We start from the raw sequence: 25,547 nt of genomic DNA, 5'->3' as shown, positions 1-25,547 counted from the left end.
CGGATCGAGTCGGGAACGGGTTGCGCGTGTCGTGTCGCGCCGGCCATGCGCGCCGGGGGTGGTGCGGGACACCGCCCCGCCGGCGCGTTACTTCTTCGACTGCTTCGTTGCGCGCTCGGCCTTCAGCCGTTCGATCTCGGCCATCGCGCGATCGACGTTTTCCGCCGTGCGCTGATCCAGCGCCGCGCGGCGCTTCTCCGGCAGGCGCTTCGCGCGCCGCGGCGCCGTGGCCTGCACCATCGCGCCCGTGCCGATGCAGGTCGCGAGGAACGCGTGCAGCGAGGCCTTGCCGGCTTCGTTGAGCTGCCGGTACATCGCGAGCACGTCGGCTTCGTCCGCGTCGACGGCGCCGGCCGCCGGCGCCGCTGCGCCTGCCGCACCCCGTTCGCCCGTCAGCACGTAGCCGATATCGACGCCGATCGCGCGAACGGCCAGCAGATAGGTCGCGTCGGGAGCGCGCTCATCCGACTCGTACGCCGATTGCGAGCGTCTCGCGACACCGCCCACGGTCGCAAACTCGTCCTGGCTGAGCCCGATCCGCAAGCGCTCGTCCCGCAAGCGACTCCCGATTTGTGTCATAAATTACCCATTAACATTGACGCGCCGTTTTTTGCTCATTAGACTAGCCTCACCGTAACGCAAGACTAACTCCGCAAAGTATACCGACCATGACCACTTCCAAAGGCCCACGCCGTTCGCCGCGCGGCACGATGTCGGACAAGCCCGTCTACGTGGGGCTGACGCCCGTCGAGCGCGGCGAGCTCGAGCAGCTCGCCGCGCAGCGCAACCGCTCGATCTCGAGCATGGCGCGCGAACTGATCCGCATCGGCGCCAGCCATCTGCGCGCGATCGCGGCGCCCCGTTCCCGCAGCGCGCGCCATTGAGCCGGAACGCCTTCATGTCCCCCGCGTTCGAATGCCCCCGATCGTCCGTGCCCGCAGCGTCAATTGTGAGCCGCGCGAGCGCCCGCATCCATCCGCCGATCGGCCAACGCTGCAGCCTGGCCGCCCTGCACGCCCCGCGACCGGCCCGGCCGTGCGCGGTCTCCCGCCCGGAGTGAGCCCTCATGCGAATCCTGAACCGCTGCCCGCACTGCCGCACGCGCGCCACCGCACGCAGCAGCCGTGAAATGTCGCTGACCTTCCGCGAAATCACGTTCCAGTGCTCGAATCCGGAGTGCGGCCACACGTACGTCGTCAACATGGAGTTCGCGCGCACGCTGTCGCCGTCCGCGATCCCGAACCTGTCGTTGCAGTTGCCGCTCTCGCCGCACGTGCGCGAACGCCTCGCCGCGCAGCTCGAGCTGCCCGTCTGACGCCTTAACCGGCCCCCTCTTCGCTTCCCTCGCATCGTGCCTGACCGGCGCGAGGGATCGCTTTTGCCATTGAAAGGATTCCTCATGATCTCGAACCGCGCGAACCGCGGCCCGGAGGCACCCGGCATGAACCGCCACGCCGAACCCGCACCGCACGACGTCGCGCTCCGGGCCGCGATCGCGGCAGCGGCCGACACGCTGTGCTTCGATCACGCGCCCGACAGCGTCGCGCGTCAGTACACGCTCGGGCGCTTCGTGTCGGCGCTCGCCGATCGCCTCGCGCTCGGTTTCCCGCAATCCGCCGCCGCGCTGCGCGCGCTCGCCGCGTCGCCGGCCACGGCGGGCAATCCCGCGGCGCAGCCCGCGCAACCGCAACCCGAACGGCAGCAATGACGAAGATGGCTTCGATCGACGAACTGAAACGACACATCGACCTGCACGACCTTGCGGGCCGTCTCGGCCTGAAGCGCGGCCGCGGCGGCGACCGCGCGCTCTATCATTCGCCGCAGCACGCGGACCGCAGCCCGTCGCTGTCGATCTATGCGAACCACCCGAAGTACGGCACCGGCTGGCGCGACCACAGCGCCGATGCCGGCGGCTCCTGCATCGACCTGGTGATCCACGCGCGCGGCGGCACCGTCGCCGACGCCGTCCGCTATCTCCACGACGCGTACGGCCTCCCGTCCGAGCGGCCGGCGCCGGCAGAGCGCCGCGAGAAATCGACCGTCGAGTACATCGCCGACCGGTGCACGGCCGAGCGCGAGCGCGTACGCGACTACCTCGCCGGCCGCGGCATTGCCGCCGCGGCGATCGATGCGGCACTCGCCGCGCGCACCCTCGGCTTCAATGCGTGGGCGAGCCCGAAGATCGCCGCCGGCGAGGTTGGCCACGGCGGCCCCGCCGCCGCGTTCGTGGTACGCGCGCCGGGCGATGCACGCGTCGTCGCGGTCGACATGCGCTACGTCGATCCCGCGCTCAACGGCGGCGTCAAGACGCAGACCCAGGGCGACAAGGCCGGTTACGCGTGGACCGCCGACGCCCGCCGGCTCGACCGCGCGAAGCGCGTGTTCATCGTCGAGAGCGCGATCAATGCGCTGTCGGTCGACACCTGCGCACTGCCCGGCACGGCCGCCCTCGCGCTGCGCGGCCTCGCGAACGTCGAGCGCATCGATTTCACGTTCCTGCGCGGCAAGCAGGTCACGATCTGCCTGGACAACGACGAACCGTTCGCGGATGGCCACCCGCGCGCCGGGCAGCGCCCCGGCCCGGAGGCCGCGTGGGCCCTCCACGAACGGCTGACGGCGCTCGACATCAGCGCCGTGCTGGTCGACCAGTCGGACTGGCTCGCGGATCTGGCGGACGGCGCCACCGCGCGCACGCCGATCAACGATGTGAACGACTACCTGCAACTGCGCGGCCCGGCCGACCTGGCGCGCGCGCTCGACCAGATCGAGCCGTGGCTGGTCGCGGGCCTGCCCGGCGACGCGTCTCGCCGCGGCCGGCCGCGCCTCTTCCTGCCGTCGCACGACTTCGCGCAGTACTGGCGGTTTCGCGTGCGGCCGGATTTCACGAGCTACATCACCAAGATGGACCGCAACGAGGAATCGGGCATCGACACGCCCGTGATGACGGACCTGTGCGGCTTTCGCATCGCCGGCATCAGCCGCGTGGCCGTCGCGAGCGCCACCTCGACGATGACGGGCGACGCCGACCAGGCGCCCACCGTCTACTTCGCGGTGTCGGTGCAGGCGCCGCGGCACGGCGCGCAGCTGATCCGCCGCGTAATGCTCGACGACCAGCTGCACAACGTCGACCAGTGGGGCAAGTTCGGCCCGATCTGGGCGCCGGCGCCGTTCAAGCGGATGGTGAACATCCTCGAACGCGGCGCCGACCTGGGCGCGCGCCGCGCCGCGAACTTCGTCGGGCTCGCGTGGCGCGACGGCCGGCTGATCGTCAACGAAGGCCCCGACTGCTACTTCACGGAAGCGGACAAGCAGTGCCCGTATCACAACCTGACGTTCCCGGGCGGCCCGGTGAGCGACGCGCGCCGCGTGATCGCGGCCTACCAGACGACGTTCCGGCAGAACGCCGCGACGATCCCGCTCGTATGGGCGCTCGGCGGCCACCTGAAGGCGCTGCTCGGCTTCTGGCCGCACCTCACGATCCAGGCGAACAAGGGCGCGGGCAAGTCGACGCTCATCAAGCGGCTCGAGCGCTCGCTCGCGTTCACGATGTTCTCGGGGCAGTCGCTGCAGACCGAATTCCGGCTGCTGACCAGCATCAGCCACACGAGCCACCCGGTCGGCTGGGAAGAGCTGTCGGCCCGCCGGCAGGACGTGATCGACAAGGCGGTCGGGCTGCTGCAGGAAAACTATCAGTACACGGTGACGCGGCGCGGCACCGACATGACCGAATACCTGCTGTGCGCGCCCGTGATGCTCGCCGGCGAGGACGTGCCGGTGCGCAGCCTGCTCGGCAAGCTCGTGCGCACGACGCTCACCGGCAAGCGCGGGCCGCTGCTGCCCGACGACCTGCCGCGCTTCCCGGTCCGGCAATGGCTCGAATTCCTGACCGGGCTCGACCGGCGCGCGGCGCTGGATCAATACGCGACGCTGCGCGACAAGGCGCTCGCCGGCTGCCGCGCAAGCGGCGAGGACGACGGCGCGCGACGCATGGCCGGCAACTACGCGGCCATCGGGCTCGCCTGGCGTTACCTGTGCGAATTCGCCGGCATGGACCCGAGCGAAGGCGATTTCGCGCGCGACCTGATCACCGAGATGAACGGCCACGTCGCCGAGACGAGCGCGGACCGCGAACCGTGGGTCTGGATCATGGAAACGGTGCTGTCGGAGATCGACGGCGGCAACTACAAGCATCCGTACACGTTCGACACCGTCGACGGCGAGTTCTGCCTGCTGCTGCGCACCGGGCACGTGATGGATCACCTCGCGCACACGAGCGCGCTGCGCGACAAGTGGAACGGCCTGCCCGTGAAATCCGACCGCGTGTTCAAGGCGCAGCTCAAGCATGCCGGCGTCGTGGTCGGCGAGAAGGAAGTCGAACGTCGTATCTACATGCGCCGCGTGCCGTATCTGACGCCGGTCTCGCTCGAGCGCCTGGCCGCATTCGGCCTGCACGTGTCGGTGCGCGAGGACCTGGCGACCGACGCGCTGCAAGGCGGCCGCGCATGAGCCGCGATCGGGCAATCCGGCTGGAGGACTCCGGATCCCGCGGGGAGCGGGCAGGCAGCGCACACGAGTCGTGGATCTCGCCGGTCGATACTCGCAAGTCCTTGATTGTCGAGGGAACTGCCGCCTTGCGTTGCACGGCCATCGCCACGAGTCGCGCCGCTTTTGCCATGAGTCCGGCCGACCCGCGGGCCGCGGCGCCCTCCTTTTTCTCTCTCTTCAAAGCATTGAAAGAAAAGAAGAAAGAGTACGTGGAAGCCGCAGCAACCGGCCGCCGTCGCGCGCCACGAGTCGGGCGCGCCCTGCCATCGGTCGCGAGCGATGCGGCCGTTTCGCGCCACGGGTTCGGCGCGGCCGCCATGCGTGAATGATGGCAACCGATGGCAAACAAATCTCTTGAACATCAACGTGTTATGCGCACTTCACACGCAATCCACCATTCCACGCGTTGCGCTGCGTGCCGGCCCGGCGCGCAGCCTGCCGACGACGCGACCACGGCGACCGTCGACTTGCCCGGCGCCGCGGCCCTGCTCGGCGCGCATCCCGAGACGGTGCGCCTGAAGGCCCGGGCCGGCATGCTGCCCGGCCGCAAGGTCGGCAAGCGCTGGATCTTTTCCATCATGGCCCTGCAGCGCTACCTCGCCGGGGAGTGGCTCCCGCGCGCCGCGCAGGTCGATCAGCAACAGGAAGCTCGCCCATGTCGCTCTACAAACGAACCACCAGCCCGAACTGGCAATACAAGCTGTACCCCCCTGGCGGCGGAACGCCGATACAGGGAAGCACTGGCACCCGCGACAAAGCGCAGGCCCAGGAATTCCACGACCGGCTGAAGGTCGACCTGTGGAACCAGGCGCGACTCGGGACGAAGCCGCGCCATGCGTGGAACGACGCGGTCGTCCGGTACGTCGGCGAGCGCTCGGGCCTGGCGAGCCTGGAGACATCGAAGATCCACCTGCGCTGGCTCGACCGGCACCTGTCCGGCGTCGCGCTGGCCGATATCGACCGGAGCCGCGTCGACGCGATCGCGCTCGCCAAGCGTCGCGAGCCGCGCACGGTGCGCACGCGCCACGGTGTCGTCGAGACCGACCGGCCCGTCAGCGACGCCACCGTGCGCCGCGTGATCGGCGTGCTGAAAGCCGTCCTGAACGCGGCCGTCGAATGGGAATGGCTGGCGCGCGCGCCGGTCACGAAACGCGCGAAGGCTGTGCCGAAACGGATCCGCTGGCTGACGCCGACCGAAGCGGAGCGGCTGCTCGCCGAGCTGCCCGCGCACCTCGCCGACATGGCGCGTTTCAGTCTCGAGACCGGCTTGCGCCGCGCCAACGTGACCGGGCTGCAGTGGTCGCAGGTCGACCTCGCGCGGCGCGTCGCCTGGATCCATCCCGATCAGGCCAAGGCCAGGAAGGCGATCACGGTGCCGCTGTCGGACACCGCGATCGCCGTGCTGCGGCGCCAGCGCACGCGCCCGCGGGCACCGGAGTGCACGGACAGCGTGTTCGTCTATCGCGGCAGGCCCGTCCATCAGACGGCCACGGCCGCCTGGGCCAAGGCGCTTCAGCGCGCCGGCCTGCGCGACTTCCGCTGGCACGACCTGCGCCACACCTGGGCGAGCTGGCACGTGCAGCGCGGCACGCCGCTGCAGGTGTTGAAGGAGCTGGGCGGATGGGAAACGATGGAAATGGTGCAGCGGTACGCGCACCTGTCGGCCGATCATCTGGCGCAATGGGTCGCGCCGCTGACGGCCGAGCCGATGCCGATCCCGGCTGCAATCCAGCTGCAACGGTGCTGCACGACGAAGGGAGAAAACCGCTGAGAGCCTTACTAGGCTTGGCGCGCCCGGCTGGGATCGAACCAGCAACCCCTGCCTTCGGAGGGCAGTACTCTATCCATTGAGCTACGGGCGCGTGAGACAGTGAAGCGACCCCATATACAGGCCGCCCACGATTGGCAAGACGGCAAGGATACCCGGTTTCCCATGAAGCGTCCACCTTGCCCGCCGAATCGCCGCCGGGGCGCGCCGCGTGCGGGTAAACACGCGCCATCGCACCGCTCGCCGTGATGTAAACGTTCCGTCTATAATCGTCCGTGCTTCATTGGACTGCCATTTTGCCGTTGCACCGCGCTCACAATTCCTATTAATGGAGACGAGGCAAGCATGAGCGAAGCATCCCACGAATCTCCCGTCAAAACCCCCGGGCAACTGATTGCCGTCATCATCGCGTCGTTCGCGATTCCGATCGTCCTGATCGTCCTGTTGGCCAACTATGCGAACCATGCGTTCCGCTCCGGCGCCGGCACGGATGCACTATCCGACGCTCAGGTCGCCACGCGTATCGCGCCCCTCGCGCAGGTCGACGTGAAGGACGCCAACGCGCCCCGCACGTACAAGACCGGCGAGGAAGTCTACAAGGCCGTCTGCGTGACCTGTCACGGCACGGGCGCCGCCGGCGCACCGAAGTTCGGCAACAAGGACGACTGGGCACCGCGCATCTCGCAAGGCTTCGACACGCTGCTGAAGACGGCCCTCGCCGGCAAGGGTGCGATGCCGCCGCGCGGCGGCACGAGCCCCGACGACGTCAGCGACTATGAAATCGCCCGCGCGATCGTCTACATGGCGAACAACGACGGCGCGAACTTCCCCGAACCGGCCGCACCGGCCGCCAACGCGGCGCAGCCCGCCAGCGGCGCGGCAGGCGCATCGGGCTCGGCCGACGCCGCAAGCGCGCAGATCGCCGCCGCGCAGGCCGCGATCGCCGCGATTCCGAAACCCGGCGAAGCACCCGCGGCCGCACCGGCCGGCGCCGATTCGGCCGGGGCCGGCAAGGCACTGTACTCGTCGACCTGCGTGGCCTGCCACGGCACCGGCGTGCTCGGCGCGCCGAAGTTCGGCAACAAGGACGACTGGGCGCCGCGCCTGAAGGACTCGATGGATACGGTCTACAACTACGCACTGCACGGCAAGGGTGCGATGCCGCCGAAGGGCGGGTCGAACGCGTCGGACGCCGACGTGAAGGCGGCCGTCGACTACATGGTCAACGCGGCGAAGTAACCCGCGCCGGTCATCCGTAAAAAAACCCCCGCGGCGCATGCGCACCGCGGGGGTTTTGTTTTGCCGGTCCGCCGGACCATCGTGCTCGCGGCGCCGCCGCCGCGTCACTTCTGCAGCAACGCCTTCAGGCTCGCGAGCCGGTCCTTCGGCGACATCGGCGCTTCTTCCGGCGTCGGCGGCGGCGCTTCGTCGAGCCCCATCTCCGGGATGAAGCGCGACGGTTCGCACACGACCGTCTCTCGCGCCCGCTTGCGCTTCTTGCACCAGTTCAGGTGCAGGCTGCGCTGCGCACGCGTGATCGCGACGTACATCAGCCGGCGCTCCTCCTCGATCCGCTCGTTGTCGACCGGGCCGTCGTCCTCGCTGCCGCCGCGGTGCGGCATGATGCCTTCCTCGACGCCGACCAGGAACACGTGCGGATACTCGAGCCCCTTCGACGCGTGGACGGTCGACAGCCGCACGGCGTCCGGATCCTCGTCCTTGCCTTCGAGCATCGACATCAGCGCGACCGTCTGGATCAGGCCGAGCAGGTTCTTGCCCGTATCGGCGAGCCCGTCCGCGTTGTGGAAGCCTTCGGCCTCGCCGTCGACGGCCGCCGTCTCGGGCTTCGTGCCCTTGCGCTTCAGCCATTCGAGGAATTCGAGCACGTTCTGCCACTTCGACTGCGCCTGCCGCTCGTCGAACGCGTCGTACAGGTACGCCTCGTAGTGGATCGCCTCCATCATGTCGTCGAGCACGACGGTCGCGGGGTCCTTGTCCGCGCGCTCGGTCAGGCGCTGGATGAAGTCGCAGAACATCCGCAGCGGCTCGACCTGGCGTGCCGACAGCCGCGCCTCGATCCCGCCCATGTATACGGCCTCGAACAGCGACACCTTCGCCTGCCCCGCGAACGAGCCGAGCGCCTCGAGCGTCGTGTTGCCGATCCCGCGGCGCGGTGTCGTGACCGCGCGGATGAATGCGGGATCGTCGTCGGCGTTCGCGATCAGCCGCAGATACGCGCACAGATCCTTGATCTCGGCCTTGTCGAAGAACGACTGGCCGCCCGACAGCACGTACGGAATCCGCTCGCGCCGCAGCACCTGCTCGAAGATGCGCGCCTGGAAGTTGCCGCGGTACAGGATCGCGTAGTCGCGGAACTGCGCGCGCCGCTCGAACTTGTGCGCGGACAGCCGGAACACGACCGATTCGGCCTCGTGCTCCTCGTCGTTGCACGGCGTGACGGTGATCGAATCGCCCATCCCGTGCTCGGACCACAGCTTCTTCTCGAACAGCTTCGGGTTGTTCGCGATCACGTTGTTCGCGGCGGTCAGGATCCGCACCGTCGACCGGTAATTCTGCTCGAGCTTGACCACGTGCAGCTTCGGGAAATCCTTGCCGAGCTGCGCGAGGTTCTCGAGCGTCGCGCCCCGCCAGCCATAGATCGCCTGGTCGTCGTCGCCGACCGCCGTGAACGCCGCGCGCGGGCCCGCGAGCTGCTTCAGCAGCTCGTACTGGCACGCGTTGGTGTCCTGGTACTCGTCGATCAGCAGGTAGCGCAGCTTGTTCTGCCAGCGGTCGCGCACCTGCTCGTTCTTCGCGAACAGCTCGGCCGGCAGGCGGATCAGGTCGTCGAAGTCGACCGCCTGGTATGCATGCAGCGTCGCGACGTAGTTGCGGTAGACGATCGCCGCCTGGTGCTCGTCCTCGTTGGCCGCGATCGCCATCGCCTCGTCGGGCATGATCAGGCCGTTCTTCCACAGCGAGATGATGCTCTGGATCTTGCGGATCAGCCCCTTGTCGGTCGTGCCGAGCTGCTCCTGAACCATCCCGAAGCAGTCGTCCGAATCCATGATCGAGAACTGCGGCTTCAGCCCGACGTGCTCGGCCTCCTGGCGCAGGATCTGCACGCCGAGCGAGTGGAACGTGCAGACGGTGAGCTGGTTGACGGGCACCTTGCGGCCTTCCTTGCCGGGCGTGGTGAGCGTCTTGCCCTCGAGCAGCTTCGACACGCGCTCGCGCATTTCGGCGGCCGCCTTGTTCGTGAACGTGACGGCCGCGATGTGGCGCGGCTCGAAGCCTTTCGCTTCGATCAGGTGCGCGATCTTCTGCGTGATCACGCGGGTCTTGCCGCTGCCCGCGCCGGCGAGCACGAGACAGGGACCGTCGAGGTAGCGCACCGCTTCGTTCTGAGCGGGATTGAGGCCTGCTGACATGATGGCGGATGGTGTTGCGGTTGACGGCGGAGCGCCGGGAGGATGCCGTGCGCGGCGGGCTGGCGAAGCAGGCGGACACGCGGGCAGGACGCGCATGTTAACACGTCGGCGACGCGTATTTCGCGAGCGCCGCCGGACGGGGCCGCGCAGGCCGACCGGCCGGGCACACCCTGTCCGTCCGGCCAATCCGGCCCCGTTCGCACACCGATCGGCCACAATAGGCATACCTCGGCGCCGCCCGCGCCGGCCCGACTGAACCCGCCACCGGATCGACCTCATGGGATACCCGTTCGCCACTGCCGCCCTCGGCCCGCTGCTGTTCGTGCAGGGGCGCTACGTACGCCGCGTCACGCCGCGGCTGCCCGAAGCGGCCGGCCCGCGCGACGGCGTGGCCGGCAACGGCCCGCCGCTGCGCGTGCTCGTGGTCGGCGATTCGGCCGCCGCGGGCGTCGGCGTCGGCACCCAGCGCGACGCGCTGTCCGGGCAACTGGCGAACGCGCTGGCGGCCACGCACCGCGTGAGCTGGAAGCTGCTCGCCCGCACGGGCCTGACCACGCGGGAGCTCGTCGACTGGCTCGCCGCCGAGCCGGCCGAGCCGTTCGACGTGGCCGTCACGTCGCTCGGCGTGAACGACGTGACGGGCGGCGTGCCGCCCGCACGCTGGCTGGCGCAGCAGGCCGAGCTGGTCCGGCTGCTCGCCGCGCGGTTCCGGGTCGGGCACGCGATCCTGTCGGCGGTGCCGCCGATGGAGCGCTTTCCGGCGCTGCCGCAGCCGCTCGCGTGGTACCTCGGGCTGCGTGCGAAGCGGCTCAACGCGGCGCTCGCCGGCTGGGCCGGCACGCAGCCGCACTGCACGTTCCTGCGGGTCGACCTGCCGCTCGAGCGCCACCTGATGGCCGCCGACGGCTTCCATCCCGGCGAATCCGCATGCGCGGCGTGGGCCACGCAGGTCGCGGCCGCCGTGCGGCAGCGGGCGGACCGATGACACGGCTCGACGGCCGCACCGGCCGTTCGTCGCGTATCCGGGCAGGCGGCCGTACCGGGCGCGATGCGCGGGTCCTCGCGCGCAAAATGCCGCCGCTCCTTGCGCAAGCGCCGCGTCGCGTCGCGCGTTTCGCCCGACGCGCCTGTGCAAGCGGCGGCGCCATGCCAAAATAGCCGGTCGTCTTCGCGCCGTTCCGGCGCGCCATCCTTTAGTTTCCTTCGCAACCAGGGATTGCCATGTCGTCATTGCTCAGGATTGGTTTGATGGGTTTCGGTTTCGCCGGCGCGACATTCCACGCGCCCGTGATCGCCACGAGCGGCCGCACCGAGGTCGCCGCGATCGCGACGGGCCAGCCCGATCGCGCGCAGGCCGCGTATCCGGGCGCGCGCGTCGTACCCGACCTCGACACGCTGCTCGGCCTCGACGACATCGAGTGCGTGGTGATCGCCACGCCGAACGACACGCACTTCACGCTCGCGCGCCAGGTGCTCGAAGCCGGCCGCCACGTGGTCGTCGACAAGCCGGTCACGCTCACCGCCGACGAGGCGCTCGCGCTCGCGCGGCTCGCCAACGCGCGCAGCCGGCTGTTCGCGCCGTTCCACAACCGCCGCTGGGACGGCGATTTCCTCACCGTGCGCGACATCGTCAAATCCGGCGAGCTCGGCCGCCTCACGTACTTCGCGTCGCACTTCGACCGCTTCCGGCCGACGCCGCGCACGCGCTGGCGCGAAGAACCGGCCCGCGGCGGCGGCCTGCTGCTCGACCTCGGTCCGCACCTGATCGACCAGGCGCTCGCGCTGTTCGGCCTGCCGGACACCGTCGCCGCGACCGTCAAGACGCGCCGCGACAACGGCACCGCACCCGATTTCGCGCACCTGCTGCTCGGCTATCCGGACAAGGACGTCGCGCTGCATGCAAGCGCGCTGTCGGCGATCGAGCCCGCCCGCTTCACGCTGCACGGCACGCGGGGCAGCTACCAGAAATTCGGGCTCGACACGCAGGAAGACCAGCTCAAGGCCGGCCTCACCGCGGACGACGTCGAATTCGGCGGCGGCAACCCGCCCGGCCTGCTGCGCGTGCTCGACGGCGACGTCGAGGTCGAGCGTCCGGTGCCGACGCTCGACGGCCAGTACGCGGAGTTCTACCGCGCGCTCGCCGCGTCGATCCGCGACGGCGCGCCGTTCCCGGTCACCGCGCAGGACGCCGTCGACGTGATGACGATCATCGAGCTCGCCGCGCAGAGCGAGCACGACGGCCGCCGGCTCCCGTTCGTGCGCCGCACCGTATGATGACCGGCGGCCGGGTCGGTGCCGGCCCGGCCGCCGCCGACGTCCCGCACCGCTTGACGGCAGCGGCCCCGCGCCGGCCGTCACGCGGGCACGATCCCGAACATTCCGTTACAAATGGTGCGGGAACGAAAGTCAGCGGTCGCCCGGTCTGAAGCGTTTCTCAAAAAGTCGATCCGACACCAATCCGTCAGGAGAATGTTGATGCAACGGTTGATTCGCGCAGCAGCGTGCTGCGTCCTGGTTTCCTCGCTTGCGGCCTGTATCGTGCAGCCGCAGCAGCCGGTCCGCCCGGCGCCCCCGCCGCGGCCGAACCCGCAGGTCGTCGCGAACGAGCGGATGCAGCAGATCCAGGGCCGGATCGACAACCTGCACCGCCGCATCGACGCGCGCGTGAACGGCGGCTACTACCCGCCGCCGTACGGCGCGCAGCTTCATCACCGCCTCGACGTGATCCGCCAGGAAGCGAGCGACATGTCCGCGCAGCATTCCGGCGGCCTGTCCGGCGACGAGCAGCGCGTGCTGAACCAGGAACTCGACACGGCCGCGCGCGCGATCGGCGAGTAACGCGCCGGCACCCGCCGGCGCGGAGAAAAGCGGCGGCACCGGCTGCCGCCGCTTGTCGCGAAGCGACATTCTTTTGCCCAAATTGACAAGGCCCACCCGCTCGCGTACAGTCGCCCGCACGCGTCGGGAGAGCGTGTGACCGGGTGGTTTCGACACCGGTTGCGCCGCCGAAGGGGCACACCCGCAAACTCTCAGGCAAAAGGACCGACCGCGTCGGGGAATCCCGTCCGCGCATTGCGCGGGCCACTCTCCCCGCACTCTGGAGAGCGGCAGTAGCCCGCAGCGCATTGGCTGCGCGGGCAAGCTGCCCACCGAAGGGGCGCGCGTTCGCCGGGCTTTGCCCGCAGCGCAATCTCTCAGGTATCGAGGACAGAGGGGCATGTACCGGATCGCTTGAGGCCATCGGCCGCGGCGGTCGGCACATGGCCGTTCTGATCCGCGCGCAAGCGCCTTGCCTGAGGCCTCGATGACTGCACTGAATCACACCCCGCTCAACGCCGCGCACCGCGCGCTCAATGCCCGCATGGTCGACTTCGGCGGCTGGGACATGCCCGTCAACTACGGCTCGCAGATCGAAGAACACGCAGCCGTGCGCACCGACGCCGGCATGTTCGACGTGTCGCACATGTGCGTGGTCGACTTCACCGGCAGCCGCGTGCGCGCATTCTTCGAGCATGCGATCGCGAACAACGTCGGCAAGCTCAAGACGCCCGGCAAGGCACTCTACTCGTGCCTGCTCAACCCGCAGGGCGGCGTCATCGACGACCTGATCGTCTATTACTTCACCGAAGAATTCTTCCGCGTGGTCGTCAACGCCGGCACCGCCGAGAAAGACATCGCGTGGTTCAACCAATTGAACGAGCAAGGCGGCTTCGGCGTCACGATCACGCCGCGCCGCGATTTCGCGATCGTCGCCGTACAGGGCCCGAACGCCCGCGAAAAGGTCTGGACGACCGTACCCGCCGCACGTGCCGCCACCAGCGAGCTGAAGCCGTTCAACGCCGCACAGGTCGCCGCCACGCCGTTCGGCGATCTCACCGTCGCGCGCACCGGCTACACCGGTGAGGACGGTTTCGAAGTGATCGTCCCCGCCGTGCACGTCGAAGCGCTGTGGAATGCGCTGCAGCAAAACGGCGTGCGCCCGTGCGGGCTCGGCGCGCGCGACACGCTGCGCCTTGAGGCCGGCATGAACCTGTACGGCCAGGACATGGACGACACCGTCTCCCCGCTCGACGCGGGCCTCGCATGGACGATCGACCTCACCGCGCCGCGCGACTTCGTCGGCCGCGCCGCACTGGAAGCGAACGGCACGCGCGCCGCATTCGTCGGCCTGATCCTGCAGAAGGAAAACGGCAAGGCGGGCGGCGTGCTGCGCGCGCACCAGAAGGTCGTCACGCCGCACGGCGAAGGCGAGATCACGAGCGGCACGTTCTCGCCGTCGATGCAGGAATCGATCGCGTTCGCGCGCGTGCCGGCCGCCGTCCAGATCGGCGACCTGATCCAGGTGCAAATTCGAGACAAGAATCTTCCCGCGCGCGTGGTAAAACTGCCGTTCGTGCGCAACGGCAAGGTCCTCGCTGCGTAACGGCCGGGAGGCCCGCCTCCCGGGAAGCCGGGAAATGGCGCCCGGCGCAACACCACACCCGGCGCGCCCCGACGGCGCGCCAGCAAAACGAACAAACCCTTTTAATCAGGAGCATCCGATGAGCAACGTCCCGGTCGAGCTGAAATACACCGACGAACACGAGTGGATCCGTGCCGAGGCAGACGGCACGCTGACGGTCGGCATCACCGATCATGCACAGAGCACGCTTGGCGACATCGTGTTTCTCGAGTTGCCGGCAGTCGGCAAGCAGGTGAAGGCAGGCGACGCCATCGGCGTCGTCGAGTCGGTGAAGGCAGCATCCGACATCTACTCGCCGGTATCGGGCGAGATCGTCGCAATCAACCAGGACGCATCCGACACCCCGGAAGACGTCAACAGCGAGCCGTACGACGCGTGGCTGTTCAAGATCAAGCTCGCAGCCGGTGCCAACACCGACAACCTGCTCAGCGCCGACGCTTACAAGAAGCTGATCGGCGACTGATTTTCACCCTCGTACCGCGCGGGGCCGGTCAGCCGCCCTGTCTCGCGCGCAGCCGGAGCGAGCGCCCACGCGCACGCTCCGGCCGATTGCCAAGCATGCGGCCCGGGCAGACGCCGAACGGCACGCTCCGGGTCGATCTAGGAACGCCATGAAGCTCGAACACCCGGACCGCCTGATGAACCGCACGCCCCTCTCGCTCGCCGCGCTCGAAACGCACGACGCGTTCGCCGAACGCCACATCGGCCCCGACGCCGCCAGCCAGCAGGCCATGCTCGACACGCTCGGCTTTGCGTCGCGCGCCGCCCTGATGGACGCCGTGATCCCGGCCTCGATCCGCCGCGCCGAAACGCTGCCGCTTGGCCCGTTCGCGCAGCCGAAGAGCGAGGCGGAAGCGCTCGCCGCACTGCGGGTTCTCGCGGACAAGAACCAGGTGTTCCGCTCGTATATCGGCCAGGGTTACCACGACACGCACACGCCGGCCGTGATCCTGCGCAACGTGCTCGAAAACCCGGCGTGGTACACGGCCTATACGCCGTACCAGCCTGAAATTTCCCAGGGCCGCCTCGAGGCGCTCCTGAACTTCCAGCAGATGGTCGCCGACCTGACGGGCCTCGCGATCTCGAACGCATCACTGCTCGACGAGGCCACCGCCGCGGCCGAAGCGATGACGCTGCTGCAACGTACCGGCAAGCCGACGTCGAACGTGTTCTACGTGGCCGACGACGTGCTGCCGCAGACGCTCGAAGTGATCCGCACCCGCGCGCTGCCGGTCGGCATCGAGGTCAAGACGGGCCCGGCCGCCGATGCCGCGCAGGCAAACGCGTTCGGCGTGCTGCTGCAATACCCGGGCGTGAACGGCGACGTGCGCGACTACCGCGCGCTCACCGAAGCGATCCACGCGGCCGGCGGCCACGTGGTCGTCGCGGCCGACCTGCTCGCACTCACCGTGCTGACGCCGCCCGGCGAATGGGGCGCGGACGTCGCGATCGGCAACACGCAGCGCTTCGGCGTGCCGATGGGCTTCGGCGGCCCGCACGCCGCGTATCTCGCGGTGCGTGACGAATTCAAGCGCCAGATGCCGGGCCGCCTCGTCGGCGTGACGGTCGACGCGCAGGGCAAGCCCGCGCTGCGCCTCGCGCTGCAGACCCGCGAACAGCACATCCGCCGCGAGAAGGCGACGTCGAACGTGTGTACCGCGCAGGCGCTGCTCGCGATCATGGCCAGCATGTACGCGGTCTACCACGGCCCGCACGGGCTGAAGACGATCGCGCTGCGCGTGAACCGCATCGCGGCGCTGCTCGCCGCCGGCGTGAAGCAGCTCGGCTTCGCGACCGCCAACGACACGTTCTTCGACACGCTGACGATCGACACCGGCGCGCGCACCGCGCAGGTCCATGAATTCGCGAAGGCCAAGCGCATCAACCTGCGCCGCGTGAGCGACACGCAAGTCGGCGCATCGGTCGACGAAACGACGACGCGCGACGACCTCGCCGACCTGCTCGCCGTGTTCGCGCAGGCCGCGGGCGGCACCGCTCCGGCCGTCGACGCGCTGGACGCGGGCCTCGCCGGCGTTGCCGCGCTGCCGGCCGGCCTCGAGCGCACGAGCGCGTACCTGACGCACCACGTGTTCAACCGCCACCATTCCGAAACCGAAATGCTGCGCTACCTGCGCAGCCTGTCGGACAAGGATCTCGCGCTCGACCGCTCGATGATCCCGCTCGGCTCGTGCACGATGAAGCTGAACGCGACGTCGGAAATGCTGCCCGTCACGTGGCCCGAGTTCGGCGGCATCCATCCGTTCGCACCGGCCGAGCAGACCGTCGGCTACCGCGAGATGATCGACCAGCTCGAGCAGATGCTCGTCGCGGCCACCGGCTACGCGGCCGTGTCGCTGCAGCCGAACGCCGGCTCGCAGGGCGAGTACGCGGGCCTGCTGATCATCCACGCGTACCACGCATCGCGCGGCGAAGCGCATCGCGACGTGTGCCTGATCCCGGCATCCGCGCACGGCACGAACCCGGCGTCCGCGCAAATGGCCGGCATGAAGGTCGTGGTCGTCGCGTGCGACGCACAGGGCAACGTCGACATCGCCGACCTGAAGGCGAAGGCCGACGAGCATGCGAAGGACCTCGCGGCGATCATGATCACGTATCCGTCGACGCACGGCGTGTTCGAGCAGAACGTCCGCGAGATCTGCGAGATCGTCCATGCGCACGGCGGCCAGGTGTACGTCGACGGCGCGAACATGAACGCGATGGTCGGCCTGACCGCGCCGGGCCAGTTCGGCGGCGACGTGTCGCACCTGAACCTGCACAAGACCTTCTGCATCCCGCACGGCGGCGGCGGCCCGGGCGTCGGCCCGGTCGCGGTCGGCGCGCACCTCGCGAAGTTCCTGCCGAACCAGCGTTCGACCGGCTACGCCCGCGCGGAAGACGGCATCGGCGCCGTGTCGGCCGCGCCGTACGGCTCCGCGTCGATCCTGCCGATCTCGTGGATGTACATCGCGATGATGGGCGCGAAGAACCTGACCGCCGCGACGGAAACCGCGATCCTCAACGCGAACTACATCGCGAAGCGCCTCGCGCCGCACTACCCGGTGCTGTATTCGGGCCCGGGCGGGCTGGTCGCGCACGAGTGCATTCTCGACCTGCGTCCGCTCAAGGAAACGAGCGGCATCAGCGTCGACGACGTCGCGAAGCGCCTGATGGACTACGGCTTCCACGCGCCGACGATGAGCTTCCCGGTGCCGGGCACGCTGATGGTCGAGCCGACCGAATCGGAATCGCAGGAAGAACTCGACCGCTTCATCGCTGCGATGATCGCGATCCGCGAGGAAATCCGCGCGGTCGAGGATGGCCGCGCCGATCGCGACGACAACCCGCTGCGTCACGCACCGCACACGGCGGCCGTCGTCACCGCGAACGAATGGCCGCACGCGTACTCGCGCGAGCAAGCTGCGTACCCGGTCGCATCGCTCGGCACGAACAAGTACTGGCCGCCGGTCGGCCGCGCGGACAACGCGTACGGCGACCGCAACCTGTTCTGCTCGTGCGTGCCGATGTCGGAATACGCATAACGCAGGCCAGGCCCGGAGCCGCCCGATGGTGACCGCACCGCACGCAACCCGGGGTTGCGTGCGGTTTTTGCATTCGCCGGGCGAACCGGTTCACGTTCCCCCGCCAATCCGGCTAACATCACACGCGATCCAGCCAATGAAGGAGTTCCGCATGGTGCGTCCGATGTTTCCGGGCCATGGTGCAACACAAAGGCGGCCGCGCACGCGCGCAGGCCGGTTCATGCCGATGCTCGTCGCCTCGCTGTCGCTTGCCGCCGCCGGTCTCGGCGCGTCCGACAACGCGCGCGCAGCGATGAATTTCTGCGCGGCGCCGGCACTGCAGGCGAGCGAGACGACGCAGGGCGAGCCGGGCGTGCAGGCGCTGATCCGCAGCGTCGACGCGCGCATCGGCGAGCAGCCGAAGGCGATGGCGCGCGTGCACACCGAGGGCACGCTGCCGCACGAAGGCATCTACGACCAGAGCGCGGCGGCGCTGAAGGATCTCGACCTGATGCGCGACGCGGCGCTCGCGTGGCGCGTGACGAACGCGCCGCGCTACCTGCAGCTTGTCGACCGCTTCCTGTCCGCGTGGGTCGCGACCTACCAGCCGAGCTTCAACCCGATCGACGAAACGCGCTTCGACAGCCTGATCGTCGCGTACGACATGACCGCGAGCGCGCTGCCGGTGAAGACCCGCAACGCGACGGCCGCGTTCATCGCGAAGCTCGGCGCCGGCTATGTCGCCCAGGTCGATGCGCAGAAGCGCCCGCTCACCGGCACGTGGCGCAACAACTGGCAGAGCCACCGGATCAAGCTGATCGCACTGTCCGCGTTCACGCTCGGCGACCGCAAGATGATGAACGCCGCGCAGCGGCTGTTCGTCGAGCATCTCGCCGACAACATCGGCCCGGACGGCAAGACGTGGGACTTCGAGGAACGCGATGCGCTGCATTACGCGGTCTACGACCTGCAGCCGCTGGTGACGGCCGCGCTCGCCGCGCGCCGCTTCAACCGCAACTGGCTGCGCGAACGCGGCGCGAACGGCGCGACGCTCGCGGCCGCGCTCGACTGGCTCGTGCCGTACGCGCTCGGCGAAAAGACGCACGAGGAATTCGTGAATTCGCCGGTGCCGTTCGACGCGAAGCGCCGCGAGGCCGGCCTGCCGGGTTACACGGGGCAGTGGGACCCGAAAAACGCCACCGAACTCTTTCATCTGGCCGCGCGGCTCGACGGGCGCTATGCCCGCGTCGCGCAGCAGCTTTCCCCAACACCGCCCGCATGGCTCGCCGCGTGCCTGCCATTGCAGGCGCGCTAGCACTATTCTTATAGCAAGGCAGGTATCGAAATGGCAGTCAGCGTGTTTGACCTCTTCAAGATCGGCATCGGTCCGTCCAGTTCGCACACGGTCGGGCCGATGCGCGCGGCGCTGATGTTCGTCCAGGGCCTCGAGCGCGACGGCATGCTCGACGCGACGGCCCACGTGAAGGTCGAGCTGTACGGCTCGCTCGGCGCCACCGGCAAGGGCCACGGCACCGACCGCGGCGTGATGCTCGGCCTGCTCGGCGACGCGCCGGACACCGTCGATCCCGACACGATCGACGCGCGGCTGGAAGACATCCGCAAGTCGAAGAAGCTCGCGCTGCTCGGCACGCATCCGGTGCCGTTCGTGCTGAAGGAGAACATCGCGTTCTACCGCCAGGCGCTGCCCGAGCATCCGAACGGCATGAAGCTGCGCGCGTCCGACGCGAACGGCGCGGTGCTGGTCGAGCGCACGTACCTGTCGGTCGGCGGCGGCTTCGTCGTGACGGCCGGCGCACCGAACACGAAGGTGTTGAGCGCGGCCGAGCAGATGACGCACCCGTTCCGCACCGGCGCCGAGCTGCTCGCGCTGACCGCATCGACCGGCAAGTCGATCGCGCAGCTGATGTGGGACAACGAGCGCGCATGGCACACCGAGGAAGAAACGCGCGACGGGCTGCTGAAGATCTGGGCCGTGATGCAGTCGTGCGTGTCGCGCGGTTGCGGGATCGGCAACCCGGATGCCGACGGCAACCTGCCGGGCCCGTTCCAGGTCAAGCGCCGCGCGCCGCAGTTGTACCGCACGCTGACGGGCAGCCCGGAGCGCGCGCTGCAGGATCCGCTGTCGATGATCGACTGGATCAACCTGTACGCGATCGCGGTCAACGAGGAAAACGCCGCCGGTGGCCGTGTCGTCACCGCGCCGACCAACGGTGCGGCCGGCATCATCCCGGCCGTGCTGCACTACTACACGCGCTTCACGCCCGGTGCGAACGAACAGGGCGTGATCGACTTCCTGCTGACGGCCGCCGCGATCGGCATTCTTTACAAGCTCAACGCGTCGATCTCGGGCGCCGAAGTCGGCTGCCAGGGCGAAGTGGGCGTCGCGTGCTCGATGGCGGCCGGCGCGCTCGCGGCCGTGCTCGGCGGCACGCCGCAGCAGGTCGAGAACGCGGCCGAAATCGGGATGGAACACAACCTCGGCCTCACCTGCGACCCGGTCGGCGGGATGGTGCAGATCCCGTGCATCGAGCGCAACGCGATGGCGTCGGTGAAGGCCGTCAACGCGGCGCGCATGGCGCTGCGCGGCGACGGCTCGCACTACGTGTCGCTCGACTCCGTGATCAAGACGATGCGCGAGACGGGTGCCGACATGAAGACGAAGTACAAGGAAACGTCGCGCGGCGGGCTCGCGGTCAACATCGTCGAGTGCTGATGCCGGATCCGATGGTCACGTAGGACGAATCGATATCCTGCGTGACCACCATGTGTGTACATCGTGCACCCTCCGGGTATCGATTCTCATGTGAGCGCCGCCATGCCGGTCGTTCAACTCCGGGCACTGCCCCGCCTGCGCCCGGGTGAGCCGGCGGCGATTCGCGCTCGACATCCATAGCGCTCACTTTCCACCATCGGGCGCATCCGCACAAGCTGGCCGTTCGGCCAGCCGAAGTCCCGACGCACGCCCCGCACCACCCGGCGTTCCGACACTTTTCAGCGCCCGCCCAACGGGCGTAAGCTGTACGTCCCGCTACCCAGGGAGACGGCAGCCCATGTCGCATTCCAAGGAACTCGAGCCGCGCGCCACCACCGGTGCGCGACTGCTCGTCGATGCGTTGCTCGCCAATCACGTCGAACGCGTGTTCTGCGTGCCGGGCGAGAGCTTCCTCGCCGTACTCGATGCGCTGGCGGACGACACCGCGCGCATCCAGACGGTCGTCTGCCGCCACGAGGCGGCCGCCGCGAACATGGCCGAAGCGGTCGGCAAGCTGACCGGCCGTCCCGGCATCGCCTTCGTCACGCGCGGGCCCGGCGCGACCCATGCGTCGATCGGCGTGCACACCGCGTTCCAGGATTCGACGCCGATGATCCTGTTCGTCGGCCAGTGCGCCCGCGAGCACCTCGACCGCGAAGCCTTCCAGGAAATCGACTACCGCCGGATGTTCGGCCAGATGGCGAAGTGGGTCGCGCAGATCGACGACCCGCGCCGCATCCCCGAATACCTGAGCCACGCGTTCCACGTCGCGACGTCGGGCCGCCCCGGCCCGGTCGTGCTCGCGCTGCCGGAGGACGTGCTGTCCGAAGCATGCGCGGCGCAGCCCGTCGTGCCGGCCGCGAAACGCGTCGCCGCCGCGCCGTCGGCTGCGCAGCTCGACGAGCTGCGCGAGCGGCTCGCCCGCGCGGAACGGCCGTTCGCGATCGTCGGCGGCAGCGGCTGGACGCCCGACGCCTGCGCGAACCTGCGCACCTTCGTCGAGCGCTGGCAGTTGCCGGTCGCCTGCGCGTTCCGCTTTCAGGACACGATCGACAACGCGCACTCGAACTACGCGGGCGACGTCGGGCTCGGGATCAACCCCGCACTCGCGAAGCGCATCCGCGACGCCGACCTGCTGCTCGTGATCGGGCCGCGCCTCGGCGAAGCGACGACCGCCGGCTACACACTGCTCGACATCCCGAAGACGCGCCAGACGCTGATCCACGTGCACCAGGGCGCGGACGAACTCGGCCGCGTGTATGCGGCCGACCTGCCGATCGTGTCGGGGATGCCCGAGATCGCCGCACCGCTCGCCGCGCTCGAGCCGCCCGAGCGTCCGGCATGGGCCGGCGCGGCCGCCGACGCGCATCGCGCGTACCGCGAATGGCATGCGCCGCTGCCGATGCCCGGCGACGTGCAGCTCGGCGACGTGATGGTGCAGCTGCGCGAGCGCCTGCCGCACGATGCGATCCTGACCAACGGCGCCGGGAACTATGCGATCTGGCTGCATCGCCACTTCGCGTACCGGCACTACCGGTCGCAGCTCGCACCGACGAGCGGCGCGATGGGCTACGGGCTGCCGGCCGCGCTCGCCGCGAAGTCGCTGTACCCGGCGCGCGCGGTCGTCGCGCTTGCGGGTGACGGCTGCTTCATGATGGCCGGCAACGAGCTTGCGACCGCGATGCAATACGGGTTGAACATCGTCGCGATCGTCGTCAACAACGGCCATTTCGGCACGATCCGCATGCATCAGGAGCGCAATTACCCGGGCCGCGTGCACGGCACGGGGCTCACGAACCCCGATTTCGCCGCGTATGCGCGTGCGTTCGGCGCGCATGGCGAGACGGTCGAACGCACAGCCGATTTCGCACCCGCGCTCGAACGCGCGCTGACCTGCGGGCTGCCCGCGGTGATCGAGATCCGCATCCCGCAGGACGCCAGCACGCCGGCCGCGACGCTCGAGCAGATCCGCGAGCAGGGCCGTCGCGCACGCGGCGCATGACGGTGGCGACGCACGCGGCGCCGACCGTCGCCGCGCTGTCGCACGACGACGCGCTCGCGTGCCCCGGCACGCTGCTCGCGCCCGACGGCACGCTCGTCGCGCCGTACGACCTCGAGTCCGGCAACCTGCGTGCCGACGGCCACGTACCGGCCGCCGCCGCGCTCGGCCTGCTTCACGCCGCACACCGGCCGTTCCGGCTCGACTACGACGAGGCGCGGCACGTGCACGTGATCAACGGGATGGGCGTCACGCTCGGCGATTCGGTGATCGGCCTGACGGCCCTCGCCGCGCTGCGGTCGGCACACGCGGGCCTGCGCTTCACGCTGCACCGGCCGGCCCGCACGCCGCGCTACGTCGACGCGCTGTATGCGCTCGCGGCCGACGTCGTCGCGCCGTCGCGCACGCTGCCCTGCCCCGTCGACGCGCTGCCCGCCGATGCGCGATGCATCGACGTCGGCAACCACCTGTACTGGCCCGCGTTCGCGCGGCTGCCGATGATCGATTTCTTCCTGGATGCGCTCGGCGTCGACCCGGGCACCGTGCCCGCCGTCGCGAAGCGCAACCGCTGGCTCGCGCGGCTGCCGCTGCCCGAATTGCCGGCGGCATGGCGACGACCGTACGTGCTGTTCTGCCCGAACGCGACCACTGCGGTGCGCAGCGTACCGCCGGCACTGCGCGCGGCGTTCGTGGAAAGGCTCGTGCAGCGCTACGGGCTGCCGGTGGCCGGCTTCGGGCCGGTCGCGCACCCCGCTTACGTCGACGTGAGCAGCGACGCGACCGACACCGCGCGCTTCATCGCATGGGTCAAGGGCGCCAGCCTGCTGTTCGCGCCGGACACGGCGGCGCTGCACCTCGCCGACGGCTTCGACGTGCCGACGCTCGCGTGCTTCACGACGATCGGACCGGCGCTGCGCGTGCGCGACTATCCGCATTGCGTGCCGGTCGCGCTCGACCTGCCGGTCCAACTGCACGGACTGCATCGCAGCGAGCAACCGGACGATCTGGCTGCCGTCGAGGCGGCTTATCGCGCAATCGACTGGGACGCGCTCGCGTGGCCCGCACCGCGCGACGCGGCGGCGACGGCCAACTGATCAAACCCGGCGCGGCCGGCGGCAACGCGATCGAACAGGTCGCCGCACACGCACGCCCCCCGCGCCGACGCGGCATCGCCCCCGGCTTCCCGGCTCACCCCTCCGCGACCATTGCCGCGCGATCGCGCAGCGTCTCCGACGGCCGCTTGCCGAACAGCCGCCGGTAATCGGTCGCGAACTGGCTCAGATGCCAGAAGCCCCACGCCTCCGCGACGTCCTGCACCGAGCCGGCCGCGCGCCCGCACAGGTCGCGCCGCGCGCCGTTCAGCCGCAGCGTGCGCAAATAGGTCGCCGGCGCCATTCCCAGCACGTCCTGGAAACAGTACTGCAGCGTGCGCCGGCTCACGTGCAGCTGCTCGCACAGCTCCGGCACGCCGACCGGGCGCGTGCGGTGCGCAAGCACGTAGTCGCGCGCCTGTTCGACGATCCAGCGGCGCATGGACGGCGCGCGGCCGGCATCGTCGTCGGCCGGTTGCGCGCACGCATCGAACAGCGCGGCCAGCACCTCGGCCTGCAGGTCGTCGCGCTGCGCATCGGGCAGCGGCCCGGCCGCCACCGCGCCGTCGAGCCGGCGGCCGAGCAGCGCGCACAGGCGCGCGAGCCGCGCATCGCCGACCTGCATCACGCGCTGCGTGAACAGCCGCTCGTCGAGCGCGCGCCGCTCGACCTCCTCCGCATAGCGGCGCAGCACGTCGCCGCGCACGACGACGCCGTAGATCGAGAACTGCGCGGGCGTCACGAGTTCGAATTCGACATTGCCGGGCCGGAACGCGAGCGCGCCGGGCCCGATGCGGCACGCGTCGACGCGCGCGGTGCCGTCGCACACGAGCGGGATGCCGAACCAGTACGCATCGCCGCGCACCTCGCACGCCTGGCGCAGCAGGTGGCTCGTCGATTCGCGAAACAGTTTCATCGTGTCGAGCGGCAGCTCGGTCAGCGTGCCGACGAAGCGGCCGGCCGCGAGCTGGTCGTAGGTCTGCCGCCAGCCGATCAGGTTGCGCGCCTGCTCGTCCGCATCGTGCGCGACGCTGACGACGGCCTGCCCGGCGAGCGCGTCGTCGCCCTGCGCGTTGCGCCGCGTGTCTTCGGCGGTCGGTTCTTCCCTGCACGCCACGTGTTGATCCATCGTGTCCTCCCTCACCTGCGCGGAACCGCGCCTGTCACGCAAGTCCCGTGCCGAATCGCCCGGCCCGGCGAACCGGCCGCCATTCCACGCTGCGCGGCCGGCGTGCGCCATGCGGGCGCACCCGAAGGCAGCGCGCCCCGCACGCCACCGGTGCGATCCGCGCCGCGACCGCGCCTGTGCGCCGCCACCGGCCGACGGATACCGGATACCGGCTACCCGGCGGGCTTCAGCCGCACGACCCGCGTGCCGCAGTTGCCATACGCCTGCGCGACCGCCAGCTCGACGATCGCGCTGCCAACCGTCCACGGCGCGACATCCGCTTCCGGCAGATCGCCGCGCAACGTGGCGCGACCGTTGATCCGGTAGCGGATCCCGCGCACGAAATCGACGAACAGCAACCCGACACCGCTGCCGTCGCACGCGGTTGCGTCGATCCGGTCACCGTTGCCGTCATGCACGGGCAACGCGAACCGCAGCGTCTTCGTATCGATCACGCGCACCACCGGCAGCAGATCGCCGTTCGCGTCCCGCCGGCTCTGCACGATGTCGCAGGTCACGACGGCACGCGCACCGCATCCCACGCCGACGAACATGAACGGCTGCGACTCGATGAATTGCCGCACGCCGACGCTCAGGCGCGTCGTCACGACGTCGCTCATCCGCTCGGCTTCGTCGGCGACACCGAAGCGGTGCTGCGCGTCGAGCTCGCCCGCATGGAAAACGGGGTGACGGGGAAAGGATCGGGGCTGTTCAGCCATGCTGGTGGGGGTCGCACGCATCGGCGTACCGCGCCGCCGCGAGCCCGCGGCTGCCGGTATCGTTTCCGGCGCG

At 69.7% G+C, this 25,547-nt stretch carries 23 protein-coding genes, 1 tRNA gene and 2 riboswitches; of the genes, 18 read left to right on the top strand and 6 right to left on the bottom strand.

From position 1 onward, the window contains the following. Window positions 1-87: 87 nt before the first annotated feature. Window positions 88-507, bottom strand: a complete 420-nt coding sequence (locus AC5LXK_RS00750) for a transcriptional regulator (RefSeq protein ID WP_493391166.1) — start codon at window positions 505-507, stop codon at window positions 88-90. A gap of 161 nt (window positions 508-668) precedes the next feature. Here AC5LXK_RS00750 and AC5LXK_RS00745 point away from each other — a divergent pair, with 161 nt between their 5' ends. The 5 genes from AC5LXK_RS00745 (at window position 669) to AC5LXK_RS00725 (ending at window position 4,874) form a co-directional block, all read left to right on the top strand. Beyond that, window positions 669-884, top strand: a complete 216-nt coding sequence (locus AC5LXK_RS00745; RefSeq protein WP_175846959.1) for a hypothetical protein — start codon at window positions 669-671, stop codon at window positions 882-884. A gap of 182 nt (window positions 885-1,066) precedes the next feature. After that, window positions 1,067-1,315, top strand: a complete 249-nt coding sequence (locus tag AC5LXK_RS00740; RefSeq protein WP_006485448.1) for an Ogr/Delta-like zinc finger protein — start codon at window positions 1,067-1,069, stop codon at window positions 1,313-1,315. Window positions 1,316-1,441: 126 nt separating this feature from the next. After that, window positions 1,442-1,708, top strand: a complete 267-nt coding sequence (locus AC5LXK_RS00735) for a hypothetical protein (RefSeq protein ID WP_493391165.1) — start codon at window positions 1,442-1,444, stop codon at window positions 1,706-1,708. A 5-nt stretch (window positions 1,709-1,713) separates the two neighbouring features. Next, complete coding sequence (locus AC5LXK_RS00730; RefSeq protein ID WP_493391164.1) at window positions 1,714-4,506, top strand: toprim domain-containing protein; 2,793 nt, start codon at window positions 1,714-1,716, stop codon at window positions 4,504-4,506. Further along, complete coding sequence (locus tag AC5LXK_RS00725) at window positions 4,503-4,874, top strand: hypothetical protein (protein WP_493389919.1); 372 nt, start codon at window positions 4,503-4,505, stop codon at window positions 4,872-4,874. Before AC5LXK_RS00730 ends, AC5LXK_RS00725 begins: the two co-directional genes overlap by 4 nt. A gap of 51 nt (window positions 4,875-4,925) precedes the next feature. Here the strand turns inward: AC5LXK_RS00725 and AC5LXK_RS00720 are convergent, their stop codons facing one another. Continuing rightward, window positions 4,926-5,186, bottom strand: coding sequence for a hypothetical protein (locus AC5LXK_RS00720; RefSeq protein ID WP_493391237.1), 261 nt, complete (start codon window positions 5,184-5,186; stop codon window positions 4,926-4,928). Here AC5LXK_RS00720 and AC5LXK_RS00715 point away from each other — a divergent pair. Next, a complete protein-coding gene (locus AC5LXK_RS00715; RefSeq protein ID WP_493391163.1) occupies window positions 5,079-5,333 on the top strand; it encodes a helix-turn-helix domain-containing protein in 255 nt (84 codons plus the stop codon). The genes AC5LXK_RS00720 and AC5LXK_RS00715 overlap by 108 nt on opposite strands. After that, window positions 5,246-6,316, top strand: a complete 1,071-nt coding sequence (locus AC5LXK_RS00710; RefSeq protein WP_493391162.1) for a tyrosine-type recombinase/integrase — start codon at window positions 5,246-5,248, stop codon at window positions 6,314-6,316. Before AC5LXK_RS00715 ends, AC5LXK_RS00710 begins: the two co-directional genes overlap by 88 nt. A 15-nt stretch (window positions 6,317-6,331) precedes the next feature. On the opposite strand, the gene AC5LXK_RS00705 is transcribed toward AC5LXK_RS00710, so the two are convergent. Continuing rightward, window positions 6,332-6,407 (bottom strand) — tRNA-Arg (locus AC5LXK_RS00705). Window positions 6,408-6,658: 251 nt separating this feature from the next. Here AC5LXK_RS00705 and AC5LXK_RS00700 point away from each other — a divergent pair. After that, on the top strand, window positions 6,659-7,552 hold the full coding sequence (locus AC5LXK_RS00700; protein WP_493389918.1) for a c-type cytochrome: 894 nt from the start codon (window positions 6,659-6,661) through the stop codon (window positions 7,550-7,552). A gap of 104 nt (window positions 7,553-7,656) precedes the next feature. Here AC5LXK_RS00700 and AC5LXK_RS00695 read toward each other — a convergent pair whose 3' ends face one another. Then, window positions 7,657-9,744 (bottom strand): UvrD-helicase domain-containing protein, encoded by a 2,088-nt coding sequence (locus AC5LXK_RS00695; protein WP_493389917.1) that lies wholly within the window; start codon window positions 9,742-9,744, stop codon window positions 7,657-7,659. Window positions 9,745-10,021: 277 nt separating this feature from the next. On the opposite strand from AC5LXK_RS00695, the gene AC5LXK_RS00690 reads away from it, so the two are divergent. The 10 genes from AC5LXK_RS00690 (at window position 10,022) to AC5LXK_RS00645 (ending at window position 23,590) form a co-directional block, all read left to right on the top strand. Continuing rightward, the gene (locus AC5LXK_RS00690; RefSeq protein ID WP_493389916.1) at window positions 10,022-10,729 is read left to right on the top strand and encodes an SGNH/GDSL hydrolase family protein; all 708 of its coding nucleotides are present in this window, start codon (window positions 10,022-10,024) and stop codon (window positions 10,727-10,729) included. Window positions 10,730-10,965: 236 nt separating this feature from the next. Next, window positions 10,966-12,018: an oxidoreductase gene (locus AC5LXK_RS00685; RefSeq protein WP_493389915.1), complete on the top strand. Its 1,053-nt coding sequence runs from the start codon at window positions 10,966-10,968 to the stop codon at window positions 12,016-12,018. A 201-nt stretch (window positions 12,019-12,219) separates the two neighbouring features. Next, on the top strand, window positions 12,220-12,582 hold the full coding sequence (locus tag AC5LXK_RS00680) for a hypothetical protein (RefSeq protein WP_493389914.1): 363 nt from the start codon (window positions 12,220-12,222) through the stop codon (window positions 12,580-12,582). A gap of 114 nt (window positions 12,583-12,696) precedes the next feature. Further along, window positions 12,697-12,799: riboswitch (glycine riboswitch) on the top strand. 32 nt (window positions 12,800-12,831) lie between these two features. Then, window positions 12,832-12,965: riboswitch (glycine riboswitch) on the top strand. A gap of 83 nt (window positions 12,966-13,048) precedes the next feature. After that, entirely contained in the window at window positions 13,049-14,167 is a 1,119-nt protein-coding gene (gene gcvT / locus AC5LXK_RS00675) for a glycine cleavage system aminomethyltransferase GcvT (protein WP_493389913.1), read from the top strand. Window positions 14,168-14,285: 118 nt separating this feature from the next. Then, on the top strand, window positions 14,286-14,669 hold the full coding sequence (gene gcvH / locus AC5LXK_RS00670) for a glycine cleavage system protein GcvH (RefSeq protein ID WP_493389912.1): 384 nt from the start codon (window positions 14,286-14,288) through the stop codon (window positions 14,667-14,669). 148 nt (window positions 14,670-14,817) lie between these two features. Beyond that, a complete protein-coding gene (gcvP, locus tag AC5LXK_RS00665; RefSeq protein WP_493389911.1) occupies window positions 14,818-17,745 on the top strand; it encodes an aminomethyl-transferring glycine dehydrogenase in 2,928 nt (975 codons plus the stop codon). A 151-nt stretch (window positions 17,746-17,896) separates the two neighbouring features. After that, window positions 17,897-19,039 (top strand): alginate lyase family protein, encoded by a 1,143-nt coding sequence (locus AC5LXK_RS00660; RefSeq protein ID WP_493389910.1) that lies wholly within the window; start codon window positions 17,897-17,899, stop codon window positions 19,037-19,039. A 30-nt stretch (window positions 19,040-19,069) separates the two neighbouring features. Then, entirely contained in the window at window positions 19,070-20,458 is a 1,389-nt protein-coding gene (locus tag AC5LXK_RS00655; RefSeq protein WP_493389909.1) for an L-serine ammonia-lyase, read from the top strand. Between the two features lie 337 nt (window positions 20,459-20,795). Continuing rightward, window positions 20,796-22,499 carry a thiamine pyrophosphate-binding protein gene (locus AC5LXK_RS00650; protein ID WP_493389908.1) on the top strand — a complete coding sequence of 568 codons (1,704 nt, stop codon included), beginning with the start codon at window positions 20,796-20,798 and terminating at the stop codon, window positions 22,497-22,499. Further along, a complete protein-coding gene (locus tag AC5LXK_RS00645; protein WP_493389907.1) occupies window positions 22,496-23,590 on the top strand; it encodes a glycosyltransferase family protein in 1,095 nt (364 codons plus the stop codon). Before AC5LXK_RS00650 ends, AC5LXK_RS00645 begins: the two co-directional genes overlap by 4 nt. Window positions 23,591-23,684: 94 nt before the next feature. Here AC5LXK_RS00645 and AC5LXK_RS00640 read toward each other — a convergent pair whose 3' ends face one another. Both AC5LXK_RS00640 and AC5LXK_RS00635 read right to left on the bottom strand, forming a co-directional pair. Then, window positions 23,685-24,716 (bottom strand): helix-turn-helix domain-containing protein, encoded by a 1,032-nt coding sequence (locus AC5LXK_RS00640; RefSeq protein ID WP_493389906.1) that lies wholly within the window; start codon window positions 24,714-24,716, stop codon window positions 23,685-23,687. A gap of 212 nt (window positions 24,717-24,928) precedes the next feature. Next, a complete protein-coding gene (locus AC5LXK_RS00635; RefSeq protein ID WP_493389905.1) occupies window positions 24,929-25,474 on the bottom strand; it encodes a hypothetical protein in 546 nt (181 codons plus the stop codon). Between the last annotated feature and the right edge of the window lie 73 nt (window positions 25,475-25,547).

The organism is Burkholderia pulmonis, from assembly GCF_984667975.1.
The sequence above is the reverse complement of the archived record's forward strand: the minus strand, read 5'-3'. Positions and strand labels throughout refer to the sequence as shown.